Below are 21,018 nucleotides of genomic sequence, written 5' to 3' on the forward strand. Positions count from 1 at the left end.
GCTTTTCCATAAACTTTTTCATATTCTTTTCCTTTAATGATCGCAGTACTTCTATCATACATTTTTTTAGTCAAAGACGCAACGGCCTTCGCTAAATTCTCATGCCCTGCCTTTATTTCTGACTTGTTTTGTGTTATCATGTTCTGTAGAGAAAAAGGAGAGAATCATGTCTGTTATTGAAAAAAATACTGCCATTGATAGAATAAGCAAAGCAGCTCATCTGATTGATATGAGCGATATTATCCGGGAGGGCCATCCGACCCTGCGGGCTCTGGCAGAGGAAGTCACCTTCCCCCTGTCAGAGCAGGAAGTCATTCTGGGCGAGAAGATGCTGCAGTTTCTTAAGCATTCGCAGGATCCGGTCACAGCTGAAAAAATGGGGCTGCGCGGCGGTGTCGGGCTGGCTGCACCCCAGCTGGATATTTCCAAGCGCATCATCGCTGTCCTTGTGCCAAATGCTCCCGATGAAGAGGGCAATCCGCCCAAGGAAGCCTACAGCCTGCAGGCCGTTATGTACAATCCCAAAATCGTCGCCCATTCGGTGCAGGATGCTGCTCTGGCCGACGGTGAAGGCTGCCTGTCGGTCGACCGCGAGGTACCGGGCTATGTCATCCGCCATGCACGGGTGACCGTGGACTACTTTGACAAGGACGGCCAAAAGCACCGTATCAAACTCAAGGGTTACAACTCTATCGTCGTTCAGCATGAGATCGACCACACCAACGGCGTCATGTTCTACGACCGCATCGATGAAAAAGACCCTTTCGCAGTGAAAGAAGGCATGCTGGTGATTGAGTAGGATCCTACTCTTTGAAAAGCACTGACAGAACACAGAAAGACTTGGATTCAAACTGATCCAAGTCTTTTTCTATATCATCAACAATCCTAGCTCCCTCTCCGCCAAAAAATCGCTAAAAGGATGACCGCGCCCAGCACAGACGGAACAATGGCTGTGTCCGCCAGCATGGGGCCCCAATTTCCGAAAAGCAGCTGGCCGACGAAGGAGCCGACCCAGCCCAAAAGGATTTTACCGATACAGCCCATCCGCTCACCGCGGCTGGTAATAGCCCCGGCAATGAGTCCGATGATAAATCCAACAAACATACTACCAATCATATTCTATCCTTCTTTCTGTTGTCTTTGTCTCAGGAGACTGAAAAAATCTCAGCCCTGATTGGCTTTCAAATAATCCTCCGTCAGCTTTCAAAATCCTATCTGTTCACTTTGTTCAAGAGAGCTGCGCTTCTATCTAAATCGCCCAATCTCCATTTTTAAAGATGGCTACACGGCTGCCGTCCTCGCGGATACCATCCACATTCATCTGAGCAGAGCCAATCATGAAGTCCACATGGACATCTGAGCGGTTGAGACCGGCTGCTTCCAGCTCTTCTTCGGAGAAATTCTCCCCACCGACTACACTGGTCGCATAGGCCGCACCGATAGCCAGATGGTTAGAAGCATTCTCATCGAAAAGGGTATTAAAGAAGGTAATGCCAGACTGGGAAATCGGGCTTGGATCGGGCACCAAGGCCACTTCACCTAAAGCACGCGCACCCGCATTTTCAAAGACAAGATCCTTCATCACTTGGTCGCCCTTTTCAGCAGTAATGTCCACAATCTGGCCATCCTTAAAGGTCACCTTGATGCCCTCGATAATGTTACCATTGTAGCTGAGAGGCTTGGTGCTGGTCACATAGCCTTCAGCCCGATGGAAGTCCGGTGCTGTAAAGACCTCTTCTGTCGGCATGTTGGCAATGAAATACTCGCCCTGGGCATTGAGACTGCCAGCTGACTCCCAGTGGTGGTTCTTTGGCAAGCCCAATATCAAGTCGGTTCCCGGAGCTGTGTAGTGCAGAGCCGTAAATTGCTCTTCATTTAAAACCTTAGCTTTTGAGCTGAGTTTTTCTTCATGCGCCTGCCAAGCAGCTACTGGATCATTCTCATAGACACGGCAGGTTTTGAAAATCTGATCCCAAAGCAAGTCTACCGCTTCCTCATCGCTGGCTGCATTTGGAAAGACCTTCTTAGCCCACTCTGTACCCGCTGCTGCTGCAACTGTCCAGCTGACTTTATTGGATTGGGTTGCGATCCGCATCGGTTTCATGGCTATCCCCATAGCCTTAGCAGAAGCCGATAATTTCTCGGCATCCACGCCATTCAAAGCCCCCGGATCAGATGAACGAACACCCAAGCGGCTGGCTTTCTTTTCGAGGAGATAGTTCATCTCAGCCACCTTATAGTCTGGAACATTGTCCAAGCGCTCCATTGGCGCATGGAGGAATTTTTCCCGCGTAGTCAAATCATCCGCCCACTGGACGATGACCTCGTGAGCTCCCAGAGCATAGGCTTCCTTGACAATCAAGTGAGCCAGCTCACGCTGCTCTACATCAATATTGAGCGCCACCGTGTGACCCGGCTGCACATTGATACCATTGGCGACCAATAGTTTAGCGTATTTTTCTAAGTTTTCTTTAAAATTTGGCAGAACCATGCTGCTTCTCCTTTTCTTTTGTTAATTCTCTTTAAACAGGGACAGCAGGCTAACCGCTGCCACCGTACCGCAAATCAAAGCGGTCATTTTCAAAATCGTATCTGGGTCAAGATCCAGCTGGTAATCAAACACCTTTTGCGCAGGCTTATCTTCGGCATTTATTCTAAGTTTCATGAGAGAGTCCTTTCTAAATCATAATTCTAAGGTATGAACTCTTACTTGTACTGGCGTCTTCAGAATCCTCAATTATCTTTTAATAGATTAAAATAAATCACTATGACTGCCTGTCCTAAGCAAGTTTAAAATCAATTCTTCCTTGTCTACTTTATAAACCAGGAGCCAATCCGGCTGGATATGGCATTCTCGCACTCCTTTAAAATGCTTGGATGCTGTCAATTGATGATCTCGATATTTGGCAGGAAGTTCCTTTTCCTGAATCAAAAACTCCAATACTTCTTCTAACAAGTTTGCCTTAAGTCCACGCTTCACAGCCAACTTAAAATCTTTTTTAAACTGCTTATGATAACGAATCTTAAGCACGCAAATCCTCCATCAAGTCTGAGACGCTCACAAAAGACTGACTCATATTCCGATTTTGATCTAAATCTGCCAATACTTCCATTAGCTTCCTATTTTCATCTAGTCTAACATCAAAGGGCAGCCCTTGGTATTGAATAGCCTGACGAAGAAAAATATTGATAGCCGTTGTCATATCCATGCCCAAGCTGTTGAAAACCTGTTGAGCCTGCTCCTTGACCTCACTGTCCAAGCGGATACTCATACTAGTCTTTGACATACTCTCACCTTCTTTCTATAAGACTATTTTAACAAAAAAGAAAGCCAATGTAAATCTATTGGATATACATTAGCCTCTTAAATTATCTAGATCTGACAACTTACTTTTTACTTTCTATAAATTGGTTAACCATAGGTAAAATCTCTTTTTCCAATTCTTTTATCTGATTCTCTCTCCAGCCATAATCTTTTTGTTCTGTTATTTCTGCCATCATCTGTAATTTTAGACTTTGACGATAGAATATACCTTGCCATTGATTATATTTTGCACTTGGAACTAAATTTCCAAACTTAGAATTCTGGCTATCTGTAACGACACAAAGATTGCCAAAGGAATGCAAAAATTCATCAGGTAATTTGCTCAATCCATCCTGATCATCTGGATTCTGAGGATACCAATGCTCTATGGAACGGCGATAGGCAAATTTGAAAGCTTCAAATTCAACACTCGAATATTTTTCTTTTAAATCAGAACGATTTTTCCATAAAATATAATCTACAAAGTTAAATGCATAAACAGGAATATCCCCGTATTTCTTTATACTTCCATCCTCAGTAAACAATCTTTCTTCAGCATATCTCACTGCCATTTTTTCAAGAAACTCCTTAAACTGAACAGCAAATTCTGCTTGATTTAACTCTTCCATATGCTTGTAGAGAAATTGTAAGATCTCATATAACCAACGACTATCACGATTAGCGGTGAAGGTGACAGCAAACATGGATTGGAGGAGGATAATATTTTTGTTTAAATTGTCAAAAGTATTTTTTTGAAAATTAATTCGAACATATTTCCATCCTCTATTTTCATTTCGTTGATATGTCTCATACTGAGCTCGTTTGATTTGCCATTCGGTTTCATTTTCTAATTGGACATTTTTTACGATAAACGTATCAAATATATGCTTCATAGTCAGAAGTAGTTGCCCAAATTGTTGGACCCATTCTCTATCTCGTTGTTCAATTTCAAAAATTTTCAATAATTTTTTATCATCAAATGTAGTTTCATTACTTCCTTCCATAATGAAAAACACTTGAAGCAAAAACGTTGGAAAATCAATTACAGTTGTATAGTTTGAAATATCTGACTCTTTACTTTCTGCTCTCCCCCTCTCAGATTTGTCCCCAGAAATAACCTCTATTAGACTTTTTGTCTCTAACTTGTCAACTCCCATCTCATCAAATACTTCTTGTAATTTGAAATTAGCATATTCTTTCCCAAAAATTTTCTCCCCCTCTTCATCAGGATTGTTTGGTCTACTTCGGATTTGAAAAGCTTTTAATACTGGCCTATCAAACTCTGCGCAGGCTTCCCAGATTCTTGCAAATTTATGTGCCATTTCTTGATCTTCACCAAACTTAGCCATCATTTGCGCCTTAAGAATTTCATGAGCCTCTAGTTGTTCTCCTCGAGAGTTGAATCGTTCGAAATAGAGATTCAAATCTAAATCATTAGGAAGAATACTACGAAAAATAATGACTTTATCAAAAAGATAATTAAAGAAAGATTTAGATTCAAATTGCCGCTCCTCTAGTACTTTTTTCAATGCGTCATAAGCATGTCTGTAACCTCTAGTCAGCTCATTTTCATCATTCTCAGAAATTTTTTGCTTGGTGAATAACTTTTGAATATTCTCATTTGACTTCTTCCTAGCTGGGAAAATAAGATTAACAGCTCTCAATCTATCAAAACCAAACTCATGTTTCAAAGCTAAGGCAATCAAATTAAGGGCTGTTGTCCGCTGCTGCCCATCTATGATTTTGAAAAAACCATTTTCCTCATTAACGACTAATGTTCCAATATAGTAATTTTCTCTTTGTTCCTGAAAAGCATCTGCTACATCGTTCAATAATTGCTCAATTTCATCATAAGTCCAGGAAAAATTTCTCTGGTAAAGAGGAATAGCATAGCTATCTTCATTTAACAAACGATTAACTGATAAGCTTATATGTGTTTCTACCATTTCTCTTTTTCCTCCTCTATAATTTGCTCCACAGTATAATTTTCAAATAATTCTCGATCTATCTTAACCATGAAATCATTTGGAGTTACAGCATGGGCTAAAAGTTGGAATAGTTTTTGAACCTCTTTTTGTCTAAACCTTCCACCAGCAGCATATTTTCCTACCGTTACATCATATATCGCTCGAGACTTCACACGGGGGTAGTAAGCCCAAATAAACAAGGTCTCTACTATTTCCTTTGATAGCTCTTCTTTCCCAAATCTCTCTGCGAAAAGCGAACAAACATTAAAAAACAAATTATGGCACTTGAGATAGCGTCCCCTTGAGCTATTGTAAATTTTCAACATACCTTCTGGGTAAGTTAAATTTTCTTCTTCCCTCTCAGGCTCATCAGAACCCCCTAACTTTTCATTTAAAAAAACTTTATAATTTTTAATAGTATGATGGGCAGATTCGATATATTCAAAAAATTTACTTCCATCAATAATAGGCATGGTAATTGACATAGGAAGATTTTCAATGTGGCGATACAATTCCAGGTATGGAAAGTTCTGATTTAAATCAACACCTTTAAAATCATCGATAAAATCCTCTGTAAAACGCAGATAAGAACCATAACGCTTGTTTGTAAGCCCTGTCTCTCCCCGAGACCAACGTCTCATGCGAAAGATATGTTTGTCAAATAAGTCTTTGAGGCTTAAATCTTTATCCTCCACAAACTGTTCCCACTTTTCAACAATCTTTTCATCTTCTGAATCTTGCTTACGAAGATGATAAGCTTTGAGTAAATCGTGAGGTTCTAGAGATTTTCCACGATTATTTTGTGAATCAAACAGCTGAAAGGCCTCTGATAATCGTTCCTGTGGCATAGTAATCACCGAGACAGAACAATTTTCAAGTAGAAAACTACACACCTGTTCAGCTTCTTTCTCGCCTACAAGTTGGATTAAATTCTTCCATTCATTAAAATTTTCGTAAGCATTATAGCAAGATAGTTCTCCAAAGTCAGCTTCAAGTAAATTTCTTGCTCCTTTAAATTCTTTATCTCTACCTAAAGCATAAAGAAATAGCGAAATGGAAAGCAATCGTTGCTGGCCATCTACAATATCTAGGCATCCATCATTATCCAGGCATCCATCATTCTCATGCAAGATAACAGAGCCAACTTGATATTCCTTTTTTCCCATAGCATCTCGTAAATCATAAAAAAGATTTCTGACATGCTTTCTGTTCCATTTATAAGGTCTTTGATAACTTGGTATTGTTAGCCTATCCCATTTCAATATTTCTGATATTTTTTTACTTTCAAATCCTATTTCTTTTTCATTGGCATTCATCATTATCTCCTAAAAATCTTATCAGCATAGAATCTTTGGGCCATTAATGCTTTGGAATAATAGTAGCATTAGGAATTGCTTTTGCAACGTTTTCTGCTGTTATTTTATCAATAAATGGTCCTGCGATTTGATTGCCAAACCTATCAACTACAATCCATTCAATCATGTTTGCCTCCTTTATTTCTTAATATATAAATTCTACACCTTTAGATGGACATTTTATGTCCACTTAAGTTCAAATATCGAAAATATTTATTGATAGTAGCCTAAAATTTCTTTCATCGTCTTCCGAATATCATCAACTAAAGACTGTGGCGACAAAATTCTCACTGCTTCTCCTTGACTGAGTAGCCAACGTTTAAGACCAGGTGTATATTGACTCTCAAACTTAAAACGTGTCCATCCTTCGTCAGCTGATAAGCGCTGGGCATTAGGAAATTGGTCTAAAACAATAGTTGGATCATAACGGAATTCCAATTCAACTGTGATCTTTCTTCCTAAAAAAGCGTCTACCCGCTGATTACGAATATCACCATCCCTGAATTTTTTGCCATAAGAAATGCGAGGTTTAGATTCCTTTGAGGACTTCCAAGTCTGAATTCTGTCCAAACGCAAGGTCATGTAATGCTCATTCTTAAGATTGTAAGCAACAATATAAAAATAATGAATATCATAATACAGAGAAACTGGAAAAATTAAATGCTCTTTTTTATCTTGATATGGACTCTTGTAGACAATTTCTAGCACCTTCTCCTTGCGAATCATCTCTGACCATTCCCAAATCTTTTGAATACGATTTTGCTCGTCTGTAATCGGGGCATAGTTCAGTCTTTCGCTGTTGATAATCATTTCTATTTCTTTTTGTTCCTCTTTTGAAACAAGCCCCAACAAGCTTTTTAACAAGTCCTCATTTTCTACTTTTTTAAAGCTCTATTTTCTAATAAAAGCTTAGAAATTATTAAAATATCTTTTTTATTAAAAAGTAATTTTCCTTTTAAATATCTTGTATGATATTTTGAATCGTATGCCAACTCAGCTGCTATCATGGGCTGAGTCATTAAAAAATCACCTAATAATGAGAAATCTCTCTGAATCGTTTTTGCACTAACCTCAAACTCATCACTTAATTGATTTTTTGATAGATGAGCTCCTGATTGCAAACGTAACAAAATGGATAAAATACGTTCTTGATCGTTCATAAAACCTCCCCTTTCCCTATATTATAACATGAACATTCTATATATCTGCCCTGAATCCTATTATTTTTGAGTTATTTTCTTTTTTCTCTAAATCGTGTATTGCTTTTTCAAAATCTATGTAAGACAAATAGCTCAACTCTGCATCAATTAGATCTGATACTCTCTCTTTTTTCATCAGTCGCTCCGCCTGAATATATAAAACTAACTCAAATAGTTTTCTGATATAACGAGCATTACCAAAACTTTCTGAGCAAAGACATTTTTCAAAATGAGTCAGGAGGATAGTTTTGCATTTCTTATCCACTATATAACCTTGTTGATCAGCCATTAGAGTCAGTATGTCATACAGTTCATACTTGTTGTAATTTTCAAAATGAATTTTTCTACTAATTCTAGAAGCTAAACCTGGATTGATGTTTAAAAATTCCTCCATCATTTCTGTATAACCAGCGAAAATCACAATGACATCATTTCTATTATTTTCCATTTCCTGAATAATTGTAGGAATAGCTTCATTAGCAAAATCACGCTCACCTTGTGGAATTAGACTATAGGCCTCATCAATAAACAAAATACCGCCTTTTGCATTATCAAATAATCTTTTAACCTTTGGATCTGTTTGGCCAACATATTCACCAATTAAATCTGAGCGACCTACTTCAATCAAAACGTTTGATTTAATAATACCATGTTCATAAAAAATTTTTGTCAACAATCTAGCAACGATTGTTTTTCCAGTGCCAGATGCTCCAGAAAACATAAAGTGCATAGACTGCCGAACGAGTGAAGAATTTATTTCAAGCCTTCTTTGAGATATAGAAAAATAAGCTAAAATTTTATAAATCAGATTTTTAACAGTAGATAAGCCAACCAAACAGTCTAGCTCCTTTAATGCATCAGAATTTGTGGCTAATGGATTGTTGCAACCTTTCATACAAAACAGATCCAACGGCAAAGAAAAACTTTGTTTTCCATTACTCAAATTACTTTCTATTACATTATATTCAATAATCTTTTGAGCAAATAACAACTATCGTAACTATTTGTAAGACAATTATGATTTGAAAGTAGTTTTATTAGATCTTCTTCTAAATGAAAGCCATAAGCCCCTAAGCGAAATTTTATAATATTAACAAGTTCGTTATATGAGTAGGGAGGAAAATTTAATTCATAAACGACATGAAATATGGGAAGAAATTCTCTAGATATTTCATAAGCTATACTATCTGACTCTGCCAAAAAAATATATACTCTTCCTCCCCTTGTTTCTAAAATATTATTTTTTAATTCCTCTCTTTTTCTAGGATGCATAGTTGAATAGTCCTTTATTATCACTAAACGCTGTTCTGAATCAAAATTAACTGAAAACCCATCTTTCAAAATAGTCTTACACTTGACATTTAACAACCTCATCAAATATTTGATAGCAAATTTTTTACCAGTTCCTAAAGAACCTTTGAAAATTAAAAACTGATTTTCAACAAGGACCTTTTCTTTCTTCCGCCTTCTTTCCTTTTGATTATTTAAAAACATTTTTAATTTTAAAACATACTCTTGAAATTCATTTAAACCTATAATATTTAAGTCGCCGCATTCTAAATCAGTGATAGCAAAGCCACCAGAATTTGAAAACTCTCTTTCATCTGAATAAAGAAAAAGCTGACCTATTTGAGCTGAATGCTTGTTCCCCACCTCCTTTAAATATTCACTTTTACTGATAGATTTAACTTTAAAATCAGTGCGTTCTTCATCATTAAACCCCAAAGTTTTTAGCGTATCAAACAAATCCTCTTTGGTATGTTCTGTTACTCCAACAACGTAAAGACATGTTTGGTTTTTGAAATAATAAAAGCATTGATTCTCCTTGATAAAATCCTCATCTGCTTCTTTAATATTTTTATTCATTTTCCTAAATTCTATTTGATAAAAAACATTTCTTCTCCCATCTACTATTTGCTAAAATAAATATAGCAAAAAAGATGGACAAAGTTCGTCCATCTTTAAACTTTGTTGAATTATTTTAGAAAAACTCATCAAACAAACTCAGCTGGTTATCCTCAGGCATATTGCCCAAGATGCCCATGTCGTCCATTTTTTCGACCAAGGTGGTGGAGAGGCCGCCACGTTTGCGAAGCTCTGTCTTGGAGAGGAATTCTCCTTCTTCCCGTGCTCTGACCACTTGGCGGGCAACGTTGTCCCCCAGACCGTCCATGGCAGAGAAAGGCGGGATCAGGGTGTCCCCCTCGATGAGAAACTCAGTCGCATGGCTCTTATAGAGGTCCAGCTTGCCGAACTTGAAGCCCCGCTCCAGCATTTCATTGACGATTTCCATGGTCGTATAAAGGTCAATTTCTACATTGGAAGCTTCGTTGTTCTTGCGCTTTTCAGCAATTTCTGCCAGCCTGCGCTTAACCGCATCGAGACCGCCGCTCATGGTTTTGATGTCAAAAGCCTTGGCCCGAATCGAGAAGTAGGCACAGTAGTAATAAATGGGGTGATGCACCTTGAAATAAGCTACCCTCAGGGCCATCATCACGTAGGCCGCCGCATGGGCCTTGGGGAACATGTACTTGATCTTGCCGCAGGACTCGATGTACCATTCGGGCACATTATTTTCCTTCATAGCCGCAATATAGCCATTGCGCTCATCATCAGAAATCTTGAGCCAGAGGCCCTTCCGCACCCGCTCCATGATGGTAAAGGCCATCTTAGGCTCTAAGCCCTTGTGCATGAGGTAAACCATGATGTCGTCCCGACAGCCGATAACAGTGGACAGATCGGCTATGCCCTGCTTGATCAGGTCCTGAGCATTGCCCAGCCAGACATCGGTCCCGTGGGACAGACCAGACAGCTGCAGCAATTCCGCAAAGGTCGTCGGATGGGTCTCATCGACCATACCCCGTACAAAGTTGGTTCCAAACTCCGGAATTCCCAGCATACCAGTCGGCGTGCCGATTTGCTCCTGGGTCACACCCAGCACTTCCGTCCCTGAAAAGAGAGCCATGACGCCCGCATCATCCATGGGAATGTCATTAGGATCAATGCCAGACAAGTCCTGGAGTTTGCGAATCATGGTCGGATCATCATGTCCCAGCACATCCAGCTTGAGGACATTTTCATCAATATCATGGAAGTTAAAGTGAGTGGTCTGCCACTCGGCTGTCACATCATCAGCCGGATACTGGACCGGCGTAAAATCATAAACATCCATGTAGTTAGGGATAACAACGATACCGCCCGGGTGCTGACCGGTCGTCCGCTTGACTCCAGCCGCTCCCAGAGCCAGGCGCTCCACCTCGGCGTCCCGGTAGAACTTGCCGTAGTCGCGCTCATAGCCCTTGACAAAGCCGAAGGCTGTCTTGGCTGCCACCGTACCAACGGTACCGGCCCGAAAGGCATAGTCAGCTCCAAAGATGTCCCGCACGTCCAAGTGGGCGCTGGGCTGATCCTCTCCAGAGAAGTTGAGGTCAATATCGGGTACCTTGTCCCCGTCAAACCCAAGGAAAGTCTCAAAGGGAATATCCTGACCGTTCTTGCTGAGCTTGTGGCCGCACTCTGGACAGTCCTTATCCGGCATATCAAAACCGGAACCATAGGAGCCGTCAGTGATAAATTCGCTGTATTGGCACTTGCCACAGACATAGTGGGGCGACAGAGGATTGACCTCGGTAATCCCGATCATGGTCGCGACAAAGCTGGAGCCGACAGACCCCCGCGAGCCAACCAGATAGCCCCGCTCATTAGAGCGGTGCACCAGCATCTGCGAAGCCAGATAAATCACGGCAAAGCCATTCCCCAAGATGGAGGTCAGCTCTTTTTCAATCCGCAGGTCCACAATATCGGGCAGTGGATTGCCGTAAATCTCAAAGGCCTTCTCATAAGTCAGCTCAGCAACCGTCTCCTCTGCCTTGTCAATGAAAGGCGTGTAGAGATCGCCCTTGACCACCTCGACCGGCTCAAAGGTCTCGGCCAGCTGATTGGGATTGGTGATGACCAGTTTCTTGGCCAAGTCCTCTCCCAGAAAGGCAAACTCGTCCAGCATTTCATTGGTGGTCCGAAAATGAGCCTTGGGCAGCGGCGCGGGCTGAGCATTTTCCCCGTGGCCAATGGTCCGGTTGATGATAGCTCCCTGCCCCAGACTGCGGACGATAATCTCGCGGTAAATCTCGTCTTCGGGCTCCAGATAGTGGACATTGCCCGTCGCAAGGACCGGCTTGCCCAAGCGGTCTCCGACCTCAATCAAGTTTCGAATAATGGTCTGCAGCTCTTCCTGATCCTTGATCTGCTCCTTGGCAATGAGCGGAGCATAAATGGCCGGCGGCATGACCTCGATAAAGTCATAATACTTGGCTGTTTCGACCGCCGCATCCACTCCCTGAGAGACCACAGCATCAAAGACTTCGCCCTCTGAGCAGGCGGAGCCCAGTATCAAGCCCTCACGATGGGCATCCAGTACGGTCCGCGGTATCCGCGGGACACCTTCGAAATACTTGGTATTGGACAGACTGACTAACTTGAAAATATTCTTGAGCCCCGTCTGATTTTTCACATAAATGGTCGCATGTTTGACCCGAGCTTTCTTGTAAGAATTCTCATCGACCAGATCCGTATTCAAATCCTTGAGATTGGTCACACCATGCTTTTCAGCCACATCCTTGATAAAGATAAAGAGCAGACGGCCGGTTGCTTCGGCATCGTAATTGGCCATGTGGTGGTGCTCCAGAGCAATCTGGAAACGCTTGGTCAAAGGCCCCAAACCATGACGCTTGTACTCTGGATAGAGATTGCGGGCAAATTCCAGCGTATCGATGACTGGCTGGCTGATGCGGGGCAGGCCGTGGCGCTCATAATTGACATTCATAAAACCGACGTCAAAAGTAGCATTGTGGGCCACAAGGATACTGTCCTGGCAGAAATCCTGAAACTCCTGCAGGACCTGCTCCAGCGGCTTGGCATTGCGGACATGCTCGTCGGTAATGCCGGTCAAATCCGTCGTAAAGGCTGACAGGGGATGGCCGGGGTTGATAAATTCGTCAAACTCGGCAATCACATTGCCCTTGTGCATCTTAGAAGCGGCCACCTGAATCAGGTCATTATAAACCGCTGAAAGGCCGGTCGTTTCCACGTCAAAGACGACATAAGTCGCCTCTTTGAAGTCCTGGTCCTCCTCATGATAGACAATAGGTACCTTGTCTTCCACGATATTGGCCTCCATGCCGTAAATCAGCTGGATGCCAGCCTTCTTGGCTGCCTTGTAGCCGTGGGGGAAGCTCTGCACATTGCCGTGGTCGGTAATGGCGACAGCCTTGTGGCCCCACTTAGCCGCTGTCGCTACGATCTCCTCCACTTCGGGCAGGGCATCCATGGTGGACATATTGGTATGGGCGTGAAATTCGACCCGCTTCTGACCCTCCGGCATCAGGTCCTTACGCTCATAGTGGGTAACGGCCTGCACATCCTGGACATTCATGGTCAGGTCGCGGGTGAAGTTGTTCATCTCCACATTGCCCCGCACGCGCAGCCAGGCACCTTTCTTAATCATGTCAAACTTCTTGGCTTCTTCTTCGTTTTTCAGCCATTTCTGCAGAGCAAAGCTGGAAGTGTAGTCGGTCATCTTGAAGTTGAGCAAGACCCGGCCGGTCCGAGTGACCTTCTGCTCCAGATCAAAGACCATGCCCTCAAAGACCAGACGGTTTTCCTCGGTCTGCACCTCGATCATAGGCGTAATCTCAGCCTTATCCAGCTTGGGCTTGGCTGCAGCCTTGCGAGCCTGAAAATCACTGTAGGAAGGCTTTTCTTCGCTGGGGGGCGGCGCCATCTGCGCCAGCGACTCCATGGCCCTCAGGGCTTCATCATTGGCTTCCTGCTCGACCCTATCCTTATGAGCCTGAAAATTCTGAGCCTGCTGCTGGGTCAGCTCGTCATTGTGCTGGACCTGACAGGTCAGTTTGGGAAAGCCAAACTTGGTCAGCTGGCGGCTGAGATTGGGCAGGTGATTCTTGCGGAAATGCTCCGTATCAATGGTCGAAGCCCCTTCAATGAGCAGCCTATCTCCATCCAAATGAACTTTCAAATCCTGATACAGGCTCCTAAAGCCATGGCTGGCACAGGGGCCGTCCTCAAAGGCCAGTTGGTAGTAGGCCTGCAGCAGCTCGTCCGTCACCTGCGGGTCTTCCACATGAATCTCAAAAACAGCCTGATTGCCGGTCTTAGAAAACTCCTCAGCCAAACGGCTTTTCAGCTCCCGAAAAAGCTCAGCGGAAAGAATCTCCGAAAATGAAAAATGAAACTCCCAGACCTTGCTGAGCTTATGCACCAGGACTTTCTCAATTTCCCCATGCAAAAAGGCCTCTGAATTCCTCATTTCCAGCGGCATACCGAGCTGACTCATTAAAATTTCAAACTTGTTTGACATCACATTTCCTCGTACAGTAGTGACCCTATTTTATCATAAATTGCGGCTTTTTTCGATAGAAAAAGAGCAGAACGAATGCCTCGTCTGCCTCTTCTTTTATTTCAGCACCGCCTCTGCCAGGGCCTTCTGGATGGCGATGACGCTCTTGTCGCTGCGGAACTGCAGGGTTTCTGCGGGTTCTTCTGCGCTGGAGACCCAGATTTTCAGCTCGGCGTCTAGGTCGAAATGCCCCGCCGTTTCGACTGAGAAACGGGAAATGGAGCGATAGGGATAGGATTTATAGGCCGTCTTTTTGCCGGTCATTCCCTGCTTGTCCACCAGGATCAAACGGGAATCTGTAAAGACAATCAAATCCCGAATCAGGCTGAAAGCCAGCTCTACATTTTCGGATGAGGTCAGAATGTCCTCCAGCTGCCTTTCCACCTTGTCGATATCTTTCTGCGAGGCATTGCCCAGCAATCCGCTAAATAATCCCATTTTGTATCCTCTCATTCATTTTTTCCTACTATAGCATTTTCAGCACTATTTGGCAAAGAAAAACTGCCAGACCAGCTGACAGTTTTGCAGTAATTTCTATTTAGTCAAAATAGACAGGGTTTCCAGCAGATTGTCCGCATGAACTTCAATGGTGTCACCGGTGGCTTTAATCTTGACCTCGACGATGCCTTCGGCGGCTTTTTTGCCGACAGTCACCCGAATCGGCAGGCCAATCAGGTCGCTGTCGCTGAACTTGACACCGGCGCGCTCATTGCGGTCATCGACCAGCACTTCATAGCCGGATTTCAGCAGACTCTCCTCAATCCGGCCGGTCAGAGCCAGACTTTCCTCATCCTTGACATTGACCGGAATCAGATGGACATCAAAGGGAGCCAGCTCTTTAGGGAAATTAATGCCCCAGGCATAGCGAAAATCACCTTTAGGTGTCTTATTGACAAAGAGGCGGGCATGCTGCTCCATGACAGCAGAGAGCAGGCGGCTGACACCGATACCGTAGCAGCCCATAATCAGAGGCACAGCCCGGCCGTTTTCATCCAAGACATTGGCATTCATACTGTCAGAATAGCGGGTCCCCAGCTTGAAAATATGGCCGATTTCAATCCCGCGGGCAAATTGGAGGATGCCCTGTCCGTCCGGTGAAACTTCCCCCTCACGGACTTCGCGGATGTCCACAAACTCCGCAGTAAAATCGCGGCCCGGATTGACACCGGTCAGGTGATAGCCATCCTCATTGGCTCCAACCACAGCATTGGCGCTGTCCTGCACCTTACGGTCGGCAATAATCCGAGTGCCCTCCGGCAGGCTGACCGGCCCCAGTGAGCCGAAGCCGGCACCGAAAAGCTGGCGGACCTGGTCTTCGCTGGCTGCTTCAAAGAAAGCAGCAGCCAAATGATTTTTCAGCTTGACCTCATTGAGCTGGTCATTGCCCACCAGAAGGGCAATAACCGGTTCCTCGTCAGCCAGATAGACCAGCGTTTTGATAGTCTGACTTTCATCCACACCTAGAAAGGCCGCCACATCATCAATCGTCTTGCAGTCAGGCGTTTCCACGCGCACCACTTCTTCTTCTGTCACCACGCGGCCGCTCGGCTTGTATTCATTGGCAGCCATTTCCAGATTGGCTGCATAGCTGGACTCGCTGGAGTAGGCAATCGTATCCTCGCCGGAGACCATCCAGCTGGTCAGTTCAGCCCGGATAGCTTCTTGGACATCCTGAGGAATCTCCTCAAAGCTGGCCACTGATTTGTCCAGAACCACCCAGCGGCTGATATCCGTCCGGTCTGGCGTGATGGCCATAAACTCCTGGCTGTCCTTGCCGCCCATGGCACCGCCGTCACCGATGATAGCCTTGAAATCAAGCTCGCTGCGGGTAAAGATCTTCTCATAAGCAGACTTATACTCATCATAGGCCACATCCAGACTGTCGTAGCTGGCATGAAAGCTGTAGCCGTCCTTCATGATGAACTCCCGCGTACGGAGCAGGCCGTTGCGGGGACGCTTTTCATCGCGGTATTTGGACTGGATTTGATACAGATTGAGCGGCAGCTGCTTATAGGACTTGACCGAATCCCGCACAATCGCTGTAAACGTTTCTTCGTGGGTCGGCCCCAAAATAAAGTCCGATTTCTCCCGGTTTTTCAGCTTGTAGAGATCCTCTCCGTAGGTCTCATAACGGCCGGACTCCCGCCAGAGATCAGCACTGAGCAGGGCAGGCGCCAGCATTTCAACTGCACCGATTTTCTCAAATTCCTGCCTCATAATCCCTTTGGCTTTTTCCAGCACGCGATTGGCCAAGGGCAGGTAAGAGTAAACACCGGCCGAAACCTGACGGACATAGCCCGCCCGCAGCATAAGGGCGTGACTGATAACCTGAGCATCGCTGGGCATCTCGCGCAAGGTCGGGATTAGCATTTTACTTTGTTTCATAAAAACAAAACTCCTTCATCTTCATAGAATGGTTTCTTTTTTCTCTTTCCAAGATAGCTCTTAGAAGAATAATTTCATAATATCGTTCCAGGTCACCACAATCATGAGCAGGACCATGACAGCAACTCCGGCCAGAGTGACATAGGTTTCCGTTTCCCGTTTTAGAGGCTTCCTGCGAATGACCTCCAGAATGTTGAGGACGATTTTCCCGCCGTCCAAAGCCGGAATGGGAATCAGGTTGAAAATACCAATATTGAGCGACAGCATAGCCAGAAGATTGAGCACCGCCGGCAGGCCCTGCTGGGCTGCCTGACTGCTGAAATTATAAATGGCCACGGGGCCGCCCAGATTATTGATATTAAAATTAAAAATGATGTCTTTTAAAGCGGTCAGGATCCGGACAGTTGTCGTCCAGGTGGCAGTAAAGGCCCCCAAGACCTTATCCCAGAAACCGGTTTTCATAGCCGGCGAAACGCCGATTAGATAGCGGTCGCCCTCCTTCTTGGGCTCTACGGTCGCTTCCTGAGTCTTGCCGCCGCTCTTGTAGGTCACCTGCAGCTGCGGTGCTTCCTTGGCATCGGCAGTTGATTTTGCAATCGCCTCCGTCAGATCGCTCCAGTTTGCAATCTCATAGCCGTTGACCTTGACAATCTGATCATCGCTCTTAATTCCCGCTGCTGCAACCGCTCCGCCGTCCAGTACCCGAAAGTGGTTGCTGTTGACATCCTGCACACCGCCTTGGACAAAGGCCAAAAGCATAAAAACAAAGACGCTGAGGATAAAATTGTTCATAGGGCCGGCAAAGTTGGTGATGAGACGGCCCCAAATCGAAGCATTCTGATACTGCACATCCAGAGGTGCAATCCGAACTTCCGTCCCATCCTCCTCTACGATGGTTGCATCGTGGTCCACCGGATAAGTCGCCAATTCTTCCAGGACCAGCCCGGTGATTTCCAGCTTCTCTTCAAAGTCAAAAGCTGTCACACTCATGGGCAGGGCTGTCTGGTCTACCTTTTTGCCGGACAGATTGATGCGCACCACCTTGCCTTCCTCATCCAGAGTCAGGCTGGCCGGAGTGCCAATCTTAATATCAGTCGAATCTTCTCCCCAGCCGGCCATGCGGACATAGCCACCCAAAGGCAGGATGCGAATCGTATAGGCCGTCCCGTCTTTTCCGATATGGGAGAAGATTTTCGGTCCCATACCAATGGCAAATTCCCGGACCAAAATACCTGATTTTTTAGCAAAGTAGAAGTGCCCAAACTCATGGACCACTACAATGACGCCAAAAATAATAATAAATGTAACAAATTGCATGGACTTCTATTTATACCTTTCCTAGAAATCTTGTTTTTCTTTACAATCAAAGAAGGAGCAGAAAGCGGCCACATGATGAACCCAGCTTCCACCCCTCAGCTGATACTTTTGGTAATAGAACAGGAACTCATCTAAAAAATGAAGCATTTCATTCTGGTCTATTATCAGATTCCTTCCGATTAGAAAACTTGTCAATTTGGCTTTCAACCATGCACTGCTGCCTTAGAACAAGCCAAAAAAATGCATGAGCGGGAAGACAAAAATCAGACTGTCAAAGCGGTCCAAAACACCACCGTGGCCCGGAATAAACTTCCCAGAATCTTTGACGCCGAAATGGCGCTTGAGAGCACTCTCAACCAAGTCACCAAACTGACCGGCAATACTGAAGACCACTGTCAGCACCAGCATAACAAAGAAATTATAAGGCGTCGCCACCTGCGGCCGGACGAACATAAAGATTGCGGCTACCAGCACGGCCGCAAGAATTCCGCCCAGACTGCCTTCGATGGTTTTGTTCGGGGAGACATGGGGCAGGAGTTTTCTCCTGCCGTAGCGCGTACCGACCAGATAAGCACCGCTGTCTGTTGCCCAGACGATAAAGAGGGCCAGCAGGACCTTGTCCACATTCATGAGGCGGGCATCGATCAAGGCATTGAAGCCCAGACCGACATAGAAGCTGGATGCGATAGGATAGGCTGCATCCTCAAAACTGTAGCTTGTACTGAGAACGGTACAGCCCAGCAGCAGAAAGACAACCAGGCCATAGGCCACCACATTGCCGTCCACCGGCAGAACTTTCAGGTAGTTTTCCAAAGGCAGGGTCAGGACAAAGGCTGCCAGCATGGCCAGCACTCCCTCAATCGAAGTCGAAGGCAGTCTCTTCATCCGCAGCAGTTCATGGACTGCCAGCATCGCCAACAGACCGACCAGAATCTGAAAAGCCACTCCGCCCATCAATACCAGAGGTATAAAGATAGCCAAGGCGATGAAGCCAAAAATAACACGTTTTTGTAAATCCTTACTCATACTTTCTCCCTTATACACCGCCAAAACGTCTGTTGCGGCGGCTGTATTCCGCCACAGCTTCTTTCAAGGCCTTCTCATCAAAATCCGGCCAGAGAACATCCGTGAAGTAAAGCTCGCTGTAAGCTGTCTGCCAAGGCAGGAAATTGCTGAGGCGCAGCTCTCCGCTGGTCCGAATGACCAGATCAGGGTCCCGCAGCAGACGCGGCAGGCTGCTGGTATAGAGATAATTGCCAATCATGTCTTCTGTGATGTCACTGGGACTGAACTTGGCATCCAAAATATCCTGAGCAATCAGCTTCACAGCCTGATTAATCTCATCGCGGCCGCCGTAGTTCAAAGCAAAGTTAAGAATGAGACCGGTATTCAGACGGGTCAGGCTTTCAGCCTTTTCCAAAGCTTCAAAGGTCGCTTTGGGCAGCTTTTCGGTGTCCCCTATCATTTGAATCTTGACCTTATTCTTGTGCAGTTCCGGAACATAGCGGTCATAGAATTCCACCGGGAGGTTCATGATAAAGGAAACCTCCTTTTCCGGCCGCGACCAGTTTTCCGTTGAAAAGGCATAAACTGTCAGGACCTGCACCCCCATCTCCTTGGCTGCAATTGTGACATTCTGCAGGGTCTCCATCCCAGCCTTATGCCCAAACACTCGCGGCTGCATTCTTTTCTTTGCCCAACGACCGTTCCCATCCATAATAATGGCAATATGCTTGGGAACATTCAGCGGTGCGTTCAGCTTTTCTTTTTTCTTAAAACTAAACATACTTTTTATCCTATTTGAAGTTTTATCATTTCATTATAACATAAATCCTTGGAATGTGGGCATTTGACTCTATGTTCTGCAGGCAGAAGTGCAAAAAAAGCGACAAAGCGTCAACTTTCCAGCCGACAAAAAAAGAACAGCCTGCAGCTGCTGTCCTCTCTCCATGCTATTACTCTTCTTCAATCGCAGATTCCTGCTCTGGTGCATCCACATTTACTTCGCCGTCAACTCCTGCGGCTGCCGGAATCCCTTCAGAAAGCGGCAAAACCGTCTTAATAGCTGTCAGCTCAAAGGTCAGGTAAACTCCGTCTACATCCAGTACGACGATTTTCTTATCCGTATCCACTTCATCAACAGTCCCGTAGAGACCGCCAATCGTGATGACCTCATAGCCTTTTTGCAGTTTATTTAGGCTTTCCATCCGCTTTTCAGCCTGTTTCTTCTGCGAACGCTGCATGAAGAACATCAGTCCAATCATGGCAACAAACATTAAAATTAATTGAAGATTCATGCTCTACTCCTTTATATTTCATATATGAACTACTATAGCAGATTTCAGGTACTTTTACAAGGCGATTTTGTGATTTTAGACAAAGTCATTCTCAGGTCTGATATCAAACGATGAGCGTTCACACCAGAGCAGACAGAATGGGCAGACCATGCGGACTAATGCTCTTCGGCCAGCACGAGCAGCCTTCGCTGGCTCCGGCAGTCCGCCGTCATTTGAGAAAAGGAAGGGCATTTAAAATAAAGGAAACAGAAAATGAACCCGGCTAGCAGCGAATACGTCTGGCTGGATGCTCTGCCTTTTCCAAAAAACGCAGAAAATCAGTATAGGCGATATTGAGGGTCCGGTGGTTGACAAAGGGGTGAAAGCCGACAGTCTGGCTGGCATCCACATCCTCATCCACAATGAGCTGAACCCTGTGTTCCCGATCAAAGAGCAGGCCAAAAGGCGTTACGGCGCCGGGCTGAACCTGCAGCAGCCGTTCCAAATCGCTGCTGTTGGCAAAAGAAAGCCGCTTTTCGCCCAGCACTTCTGCCAGCCGCCTGATATCCGCAGTCTTTTCGTCCCGCAAAATGACCAAGTAGAACTGCCTGCCTTTTTTGTTTTTCAAAAAGAGGTTTTTCACCTGCTGGCCCGGCAGAACGATGCCCTTTTCGGCTGCTTCAATGACAGAAAAAATGGGCTCATGCTCCAAACAGTCATAGGCAATCCCCAGCTCATCCAACAGCTGGTAAATCATGTCTTCATTGGTCATGGGGAACCTCCTTGGAATTTCTGCTTCT

At 44.8% G+C, this 21,018-nt stretch carries 19 protein-coding genes and 1 pseudogene; 1 reads left to right on the plus strand and 19 read right to left on the minus strand.

Going from position 1 to position 21,018, the window contains the following annotated elements; translation table 11 throughout:
• The first annotated feature begins 166 nt into the window (after positions 1-166).
• Positions 167-799: a peptide deformylase gene (gene def, locus STRDD11_RS06720; protein WP_128836628.1), complete on the plus strand. Its 633-nt coding sequence runs from the start codon at positions 167-169 to the stop codon at positions 797-799.
• A gap of 86 nt (positions 800-885) precedes the next feature.
• Here def and STRDD11_RS06725 read toward each other — a convergent pair whose 3' ends face one another.
• The 19 genes and pseudogenes from STRDD11_RS06725 to STRDD11_RS06800 form a co-directional block, all read right to left on the minus strand.
• Complete coding sequence (locus STRDD11_RS06725; protein WP_128836630.1) at positions 886-1,116, minus strand: GlsB/YeaQ/YmgE family stress response membrane protein; 231 nt, start codon at positions 1,114-1,116, stop codon at positions 886-888.
• A 133-nt stretch (positions 1,117-1,249) separates the two neighbouring features.
• Positions 1,250-2,491, minus strand: a complete 1,242-nt coding sequence (locus tag STRDD11_RS06730; protein ID WP_128836633.1) for an aminopeptidase — start codon at positions 2,489-2,491, stop codon at positions 1,250-1,252.
• A 21-nt stretch (positions 2,492-2,512) separates the two neighbouring features.
• Positions 2,513-2,665, minus strand: a complete 153-nt coding sequence (locus STRDD11_RS13670; RefSeq protein ID WP_002911653.1) for a hypothetical protein — start codon at positions 2,663-2,665, stop codon at positions 2,513-2,515.
• A gap of 87 nt (positions 2,666-2,752) precedes the next feature.
• Positions 2,753-3,031, minus strand: a complete 279-nt coding sequence (locus STRDD11_RS06735; RefSeq protein ID WP_128836635.1) for a type II toxin-antitoxin system RelE/ParE family toxin — start codon at positions 3,029-3,031, stop codon at positions 2,753-2,755.
• Entirely contained in the window at positions 3,024-3,287 is a 264-nt protein-coding gene (locus tag STRDD11_RS06740) for a type II toxin-antitoxin system RelB/DinJ family antitoxin (protein WP_002908676.1), read from the minus strand. The genes STRDD11_RS06735 and STRDD11_RS06740 overlap by 8 nt, the downstream gene beginning before the upstream one ends.
• A 100-nt stretch (positions 3,288-3,387) precedes the next feature.
• Positions 3,388-5,250 (minus strand): DUF262 domain-containing protein, encoded by a 1,863-nt coding sequence (locus tag STRDD11_RS06745; protein WP_128836637.1) that lies wholly within the window; start codon positions 5,248-5,250, stop codon positions 3,388-3,390.
• Positions 5,244-6,590, minus strand: coding sequence for a DUF262 domain-containing protein (locus tag STRDD11_RS06750; RefSeq protein ID WP_128836639.1), 1,347 nt, complete (start codon positions 6,588-6,590; stop codon positions 5,244-5,246). Before STRDD11_RS06750 ends, STRDD11_RS06745 begins: the two co-directional genes overlap by 7 nt.
• A 40-nt stretch (positions 6,591-6,630) precedes the next feature.
• Complete coding sequence (locus tag STRDD11_RS14895) at positions 6,631-6,753, minus strand: hypothetical protein (RefSeq protein ID WP_260468024.1); 123 nt, start codon at positions 6,751-6,753, stop codon at positions 6,631-6,633.
• Between the two features lie 86 nt (positions 6,754-6,839).
• Positions 6,840-7,786 (minus strand): annotated as a pseudogene (locus tag STRDD11_RS06755) (WYL domain-containing protein).
• A 37-nt stretch (positions 7,787-7,823) separates the two neighbouring features.
• A complete protein-coding gene (locus STRDD11_RS14300; RefSeq protein ID WP_241209348.1) occupies positions 7,824-8,768 on the minus strand; it encodes an AAA family ATPase in 945 nt (314 codons plus the stop codon).
• A gap of 11 nt (positions 8,769-8,779) precedes the next feature.
• Positions 8,780-9,691, minus strand: coding sequence for a Cdc6/Cdc18 family protein (locus tag STRDD11_RS14305; protein ID WP_241209349.1), 912 nt, complete (start codon positions 9,689-9,691; stop codon positions 8,780-8,782).
• Between the two features lie 115 nt (positions 9,692-9,806).
• Positions 9,807-14,201, minus strand: coding sequence for a PolC-type DNA polymerase III (locus STRDD11_RS06765; RefSeq protein ID WP_128836642.1), 4,395 nt, complete (start codon positions 14,199-14,201; stop codon positions 9,807-9,809).
• A 96-nt stretch (positions 14,202-14,297) separates the two neighbouring features.
• On the minus strand, positions 14,298-14,678 hold the full coding sequence (locus STRDD11_RS06770; RefSeq protein ID WP_128836645.1) for a PH domain-containing protein: 381 nt from the start codon (positions 14,676-14,678) through the stop codon (positions 14,298-14,300).
• 96 nt (positions 14,679-14,774) lie between these two features.
• A complete protein-coding gene (locus tag STRDD11_RS06775; RefSeq protein WP_128836647.1) occupies positions 14,775-16,625 on the minus strand; it encodes a proline--tRNA ligase in 1,851 nt (616 codons plus the stop codon).
• Positions 16,626-16,685: 60 nt separating this feature from the next.
• Positions 16,686-17,942, minus strand: a complete 1,257-nt coding sequence (rseP, locus tag STRDD11_RS06780) for an RIP metalloprotease RseP (RefSeq protein ID WP_128836649.1) — start codon at positions 17,940-17,942, stop codon at positions 16,686-16,688.
• A gap of 222 nt (positions 17,943-18,164) precedes the next feature.
• Positions 18,165-18,968, minus strand: coding sequence for a phosphatidate cytidylyltransferase (locus STRDD11_RS06785; RefSeq protein ID WP_128836652.1), 804 nt, complete (start codon positions 18,966-18,968; stop codon positions 18,165-18,167).
• Between the two features lie 10 nt (positions 18,969-18,978).
• Complete coding sequence (locus STRDD11_RS06790) at positions 18,979-19,728, minus strand: isoprenyl transferase (RefSeq protein WP_128836655.1); 750 nt, start codon at positions 19,726-19,728, stop codon at positions 18,979-18,981.
• Positions 19,729-19,897: 169 nt separating this feature from the next.
• A complete protein-coding gene (gene yajC, locus STRDD11_RS06795) occupies positions 19,898-20,239 on the minus strand; it encodes a preprotein translocase subunit YajC (protein WP_128836658.1) in 342 nt (113 codons plus the stop codon).
• Between the two features lie 262 nt (positions 20,240-20,501).
• Positions 20,502-20,990: a prolyl-tRNA synthetase associated domain-containing protein gene (locus STRDD11_RS06800; RefSeq protein WP_128836660.1), complete on the minus strand. Its 489-nt coding sequence runs from the start codon at positions 20,988-20,990 to the stop codon at positions 20,502-20,504.
• Positions 20,991-21,018: the final 28 nt, after the last annotated feature.

The sequence above is a fragment of the Streptococcus sp. DD11 genome (assembly GCF_001578865.1).
In the GTDB taxonomy this organism is placed as follows: domain Bacteria; phylum Bacillota; class Bacilli; order Lactobacillales; family Streptococcaceae; genus Streptococcus; species Streptococcus panodentis.

What these genes read in the sequence shown, in the direction of transcription:
- STRDD11_RS06725 (WP_128836630.1), bottom strand. Translation starts at nt 1,116, where the DNA reads ATGATTGGTAGTATGTTTGTTGGATTTATCATCGGACTCATTGCCGGG.
- STRDD11_RS06765 (WP_128836642.1), bottom strand. Translation starts at nt 14,201, where the DNA reads ATGTCAAACAAGTTTGAAATTTTAATGAGTCAGCTCGGTATGCCGCTG.
- STRDD11_RS06785 (WP_128836652.1), bottom strand. Translation starts at nt 18,968, where the DNA reads ATGAGTAAGGATTTACAAAAACGTGTTATTTTTGGCTTCATCGCCTTG.
- STRDD11_RS06800 (WP_128836660.1), bottom strand. Translation starts at nt 20,990, where the DNA reads ATGACCAATGAAGACATGATTTACCAGCTGTTGGATGAGCTGGGGATT.
- STRDD11_RS06745 (WP_128836637.1), bottom strand. Translation starts at nt 5,250, where the DNA reads ATGGTAGAAACACATATAAGCTTATCAGTTAATCGTTTGTTAAATGAA.
- STRDD11_RS14305 (WP_241209349.1), bottom strand. Translation starts at nt 9,691, where the DNA reads ATGAATAAAAATATTAAAGAAGCAGATGAGGATTTTATCAAGGAGAAT.
- STRDD11_RS06775 (WP_128836647.1), bottom strand. Translation starts at nt 16,625, where the DNA reads ATGAAACAAAGTAAAATGCTAATCCCGACCTTGCGCGAGATGCCCAGC.
- STRDD11_RS06740 (WP_002908676.1), bottom strand. Translation starts at nt 3,287, where the DNA reads ATGTCAAAGACTAGTATGAGTATCCGCTTGGACAGTGAGGTCAAGGAG.
- STRDD11_RS06770 (WP_128836645.1), bottom strand. Translation starts at nt 14,678, where the DNA reads ATGGGATTATTTAGCGGATTGCTGGGCAATGCCTCGCAGAAAGATATC.
- STRDD11_RS06730 (WP_128836633.1), bottom strand. Translation starts at nt 2,491, where the DNA reads ATGGTTCTGCCAAATTTTAAAGAAAACTTAGAAAAATACGCTAAACTA.
- rseP (WP_128836649.1), bottom strand. Translation starts at nt 17,942, where the DNA reads ATGCAATTTGTTACATTTATTATTATTTTTGGCGTCATTGTAGTGGTC.
- STRDD11_RS14895 (WP_260468024.1), bottom strand. Translation starts at nt 6,753, where the DNA reads ATGATTGAATGGATTGTAGTTGATAGGTTTGGCAATCAAATCGCAGGA.
- STRDD11_RS13670 (WP_002911653.1), bottom strand. Translation starts at nt 2,665, where the DNA reads ATGAAACTTAGAATAAATGCCGAAGATAAGCCTGCGCAAAAGGTGTTT.
- yajC (WP_128836658.1), bottom strand. Translation starts at nt 20,239, where the DNA reads ATGAATCTTCAATTAATTTTAATGTTTGTTGCCATGATTGGACTGATG.
- STRDD11_RS06790 (WP_128836655.1), bottom strand. Translation starts at nt 19,728, where the DNA reads ATGTTTAGTTTTAAGAAAAAAGAAAAGCTGAACGCACCGCTGAATGTT.
- def (WP_128836628.1), top strand. Translation starts at nt 167, where the DNA reads ATGTCTGTTATTGAAAAAAATACTGCCATTGATAGAATAAGCAAAGCA.
- STRDD11_RS06750 (WP_128836639.1), bottom strand. Translation starts at nt 6,590, where the DNA reads ATGATGAATGCCAATGAAAAAGAAATAGGATTTGAAAGTAAAAAAATA.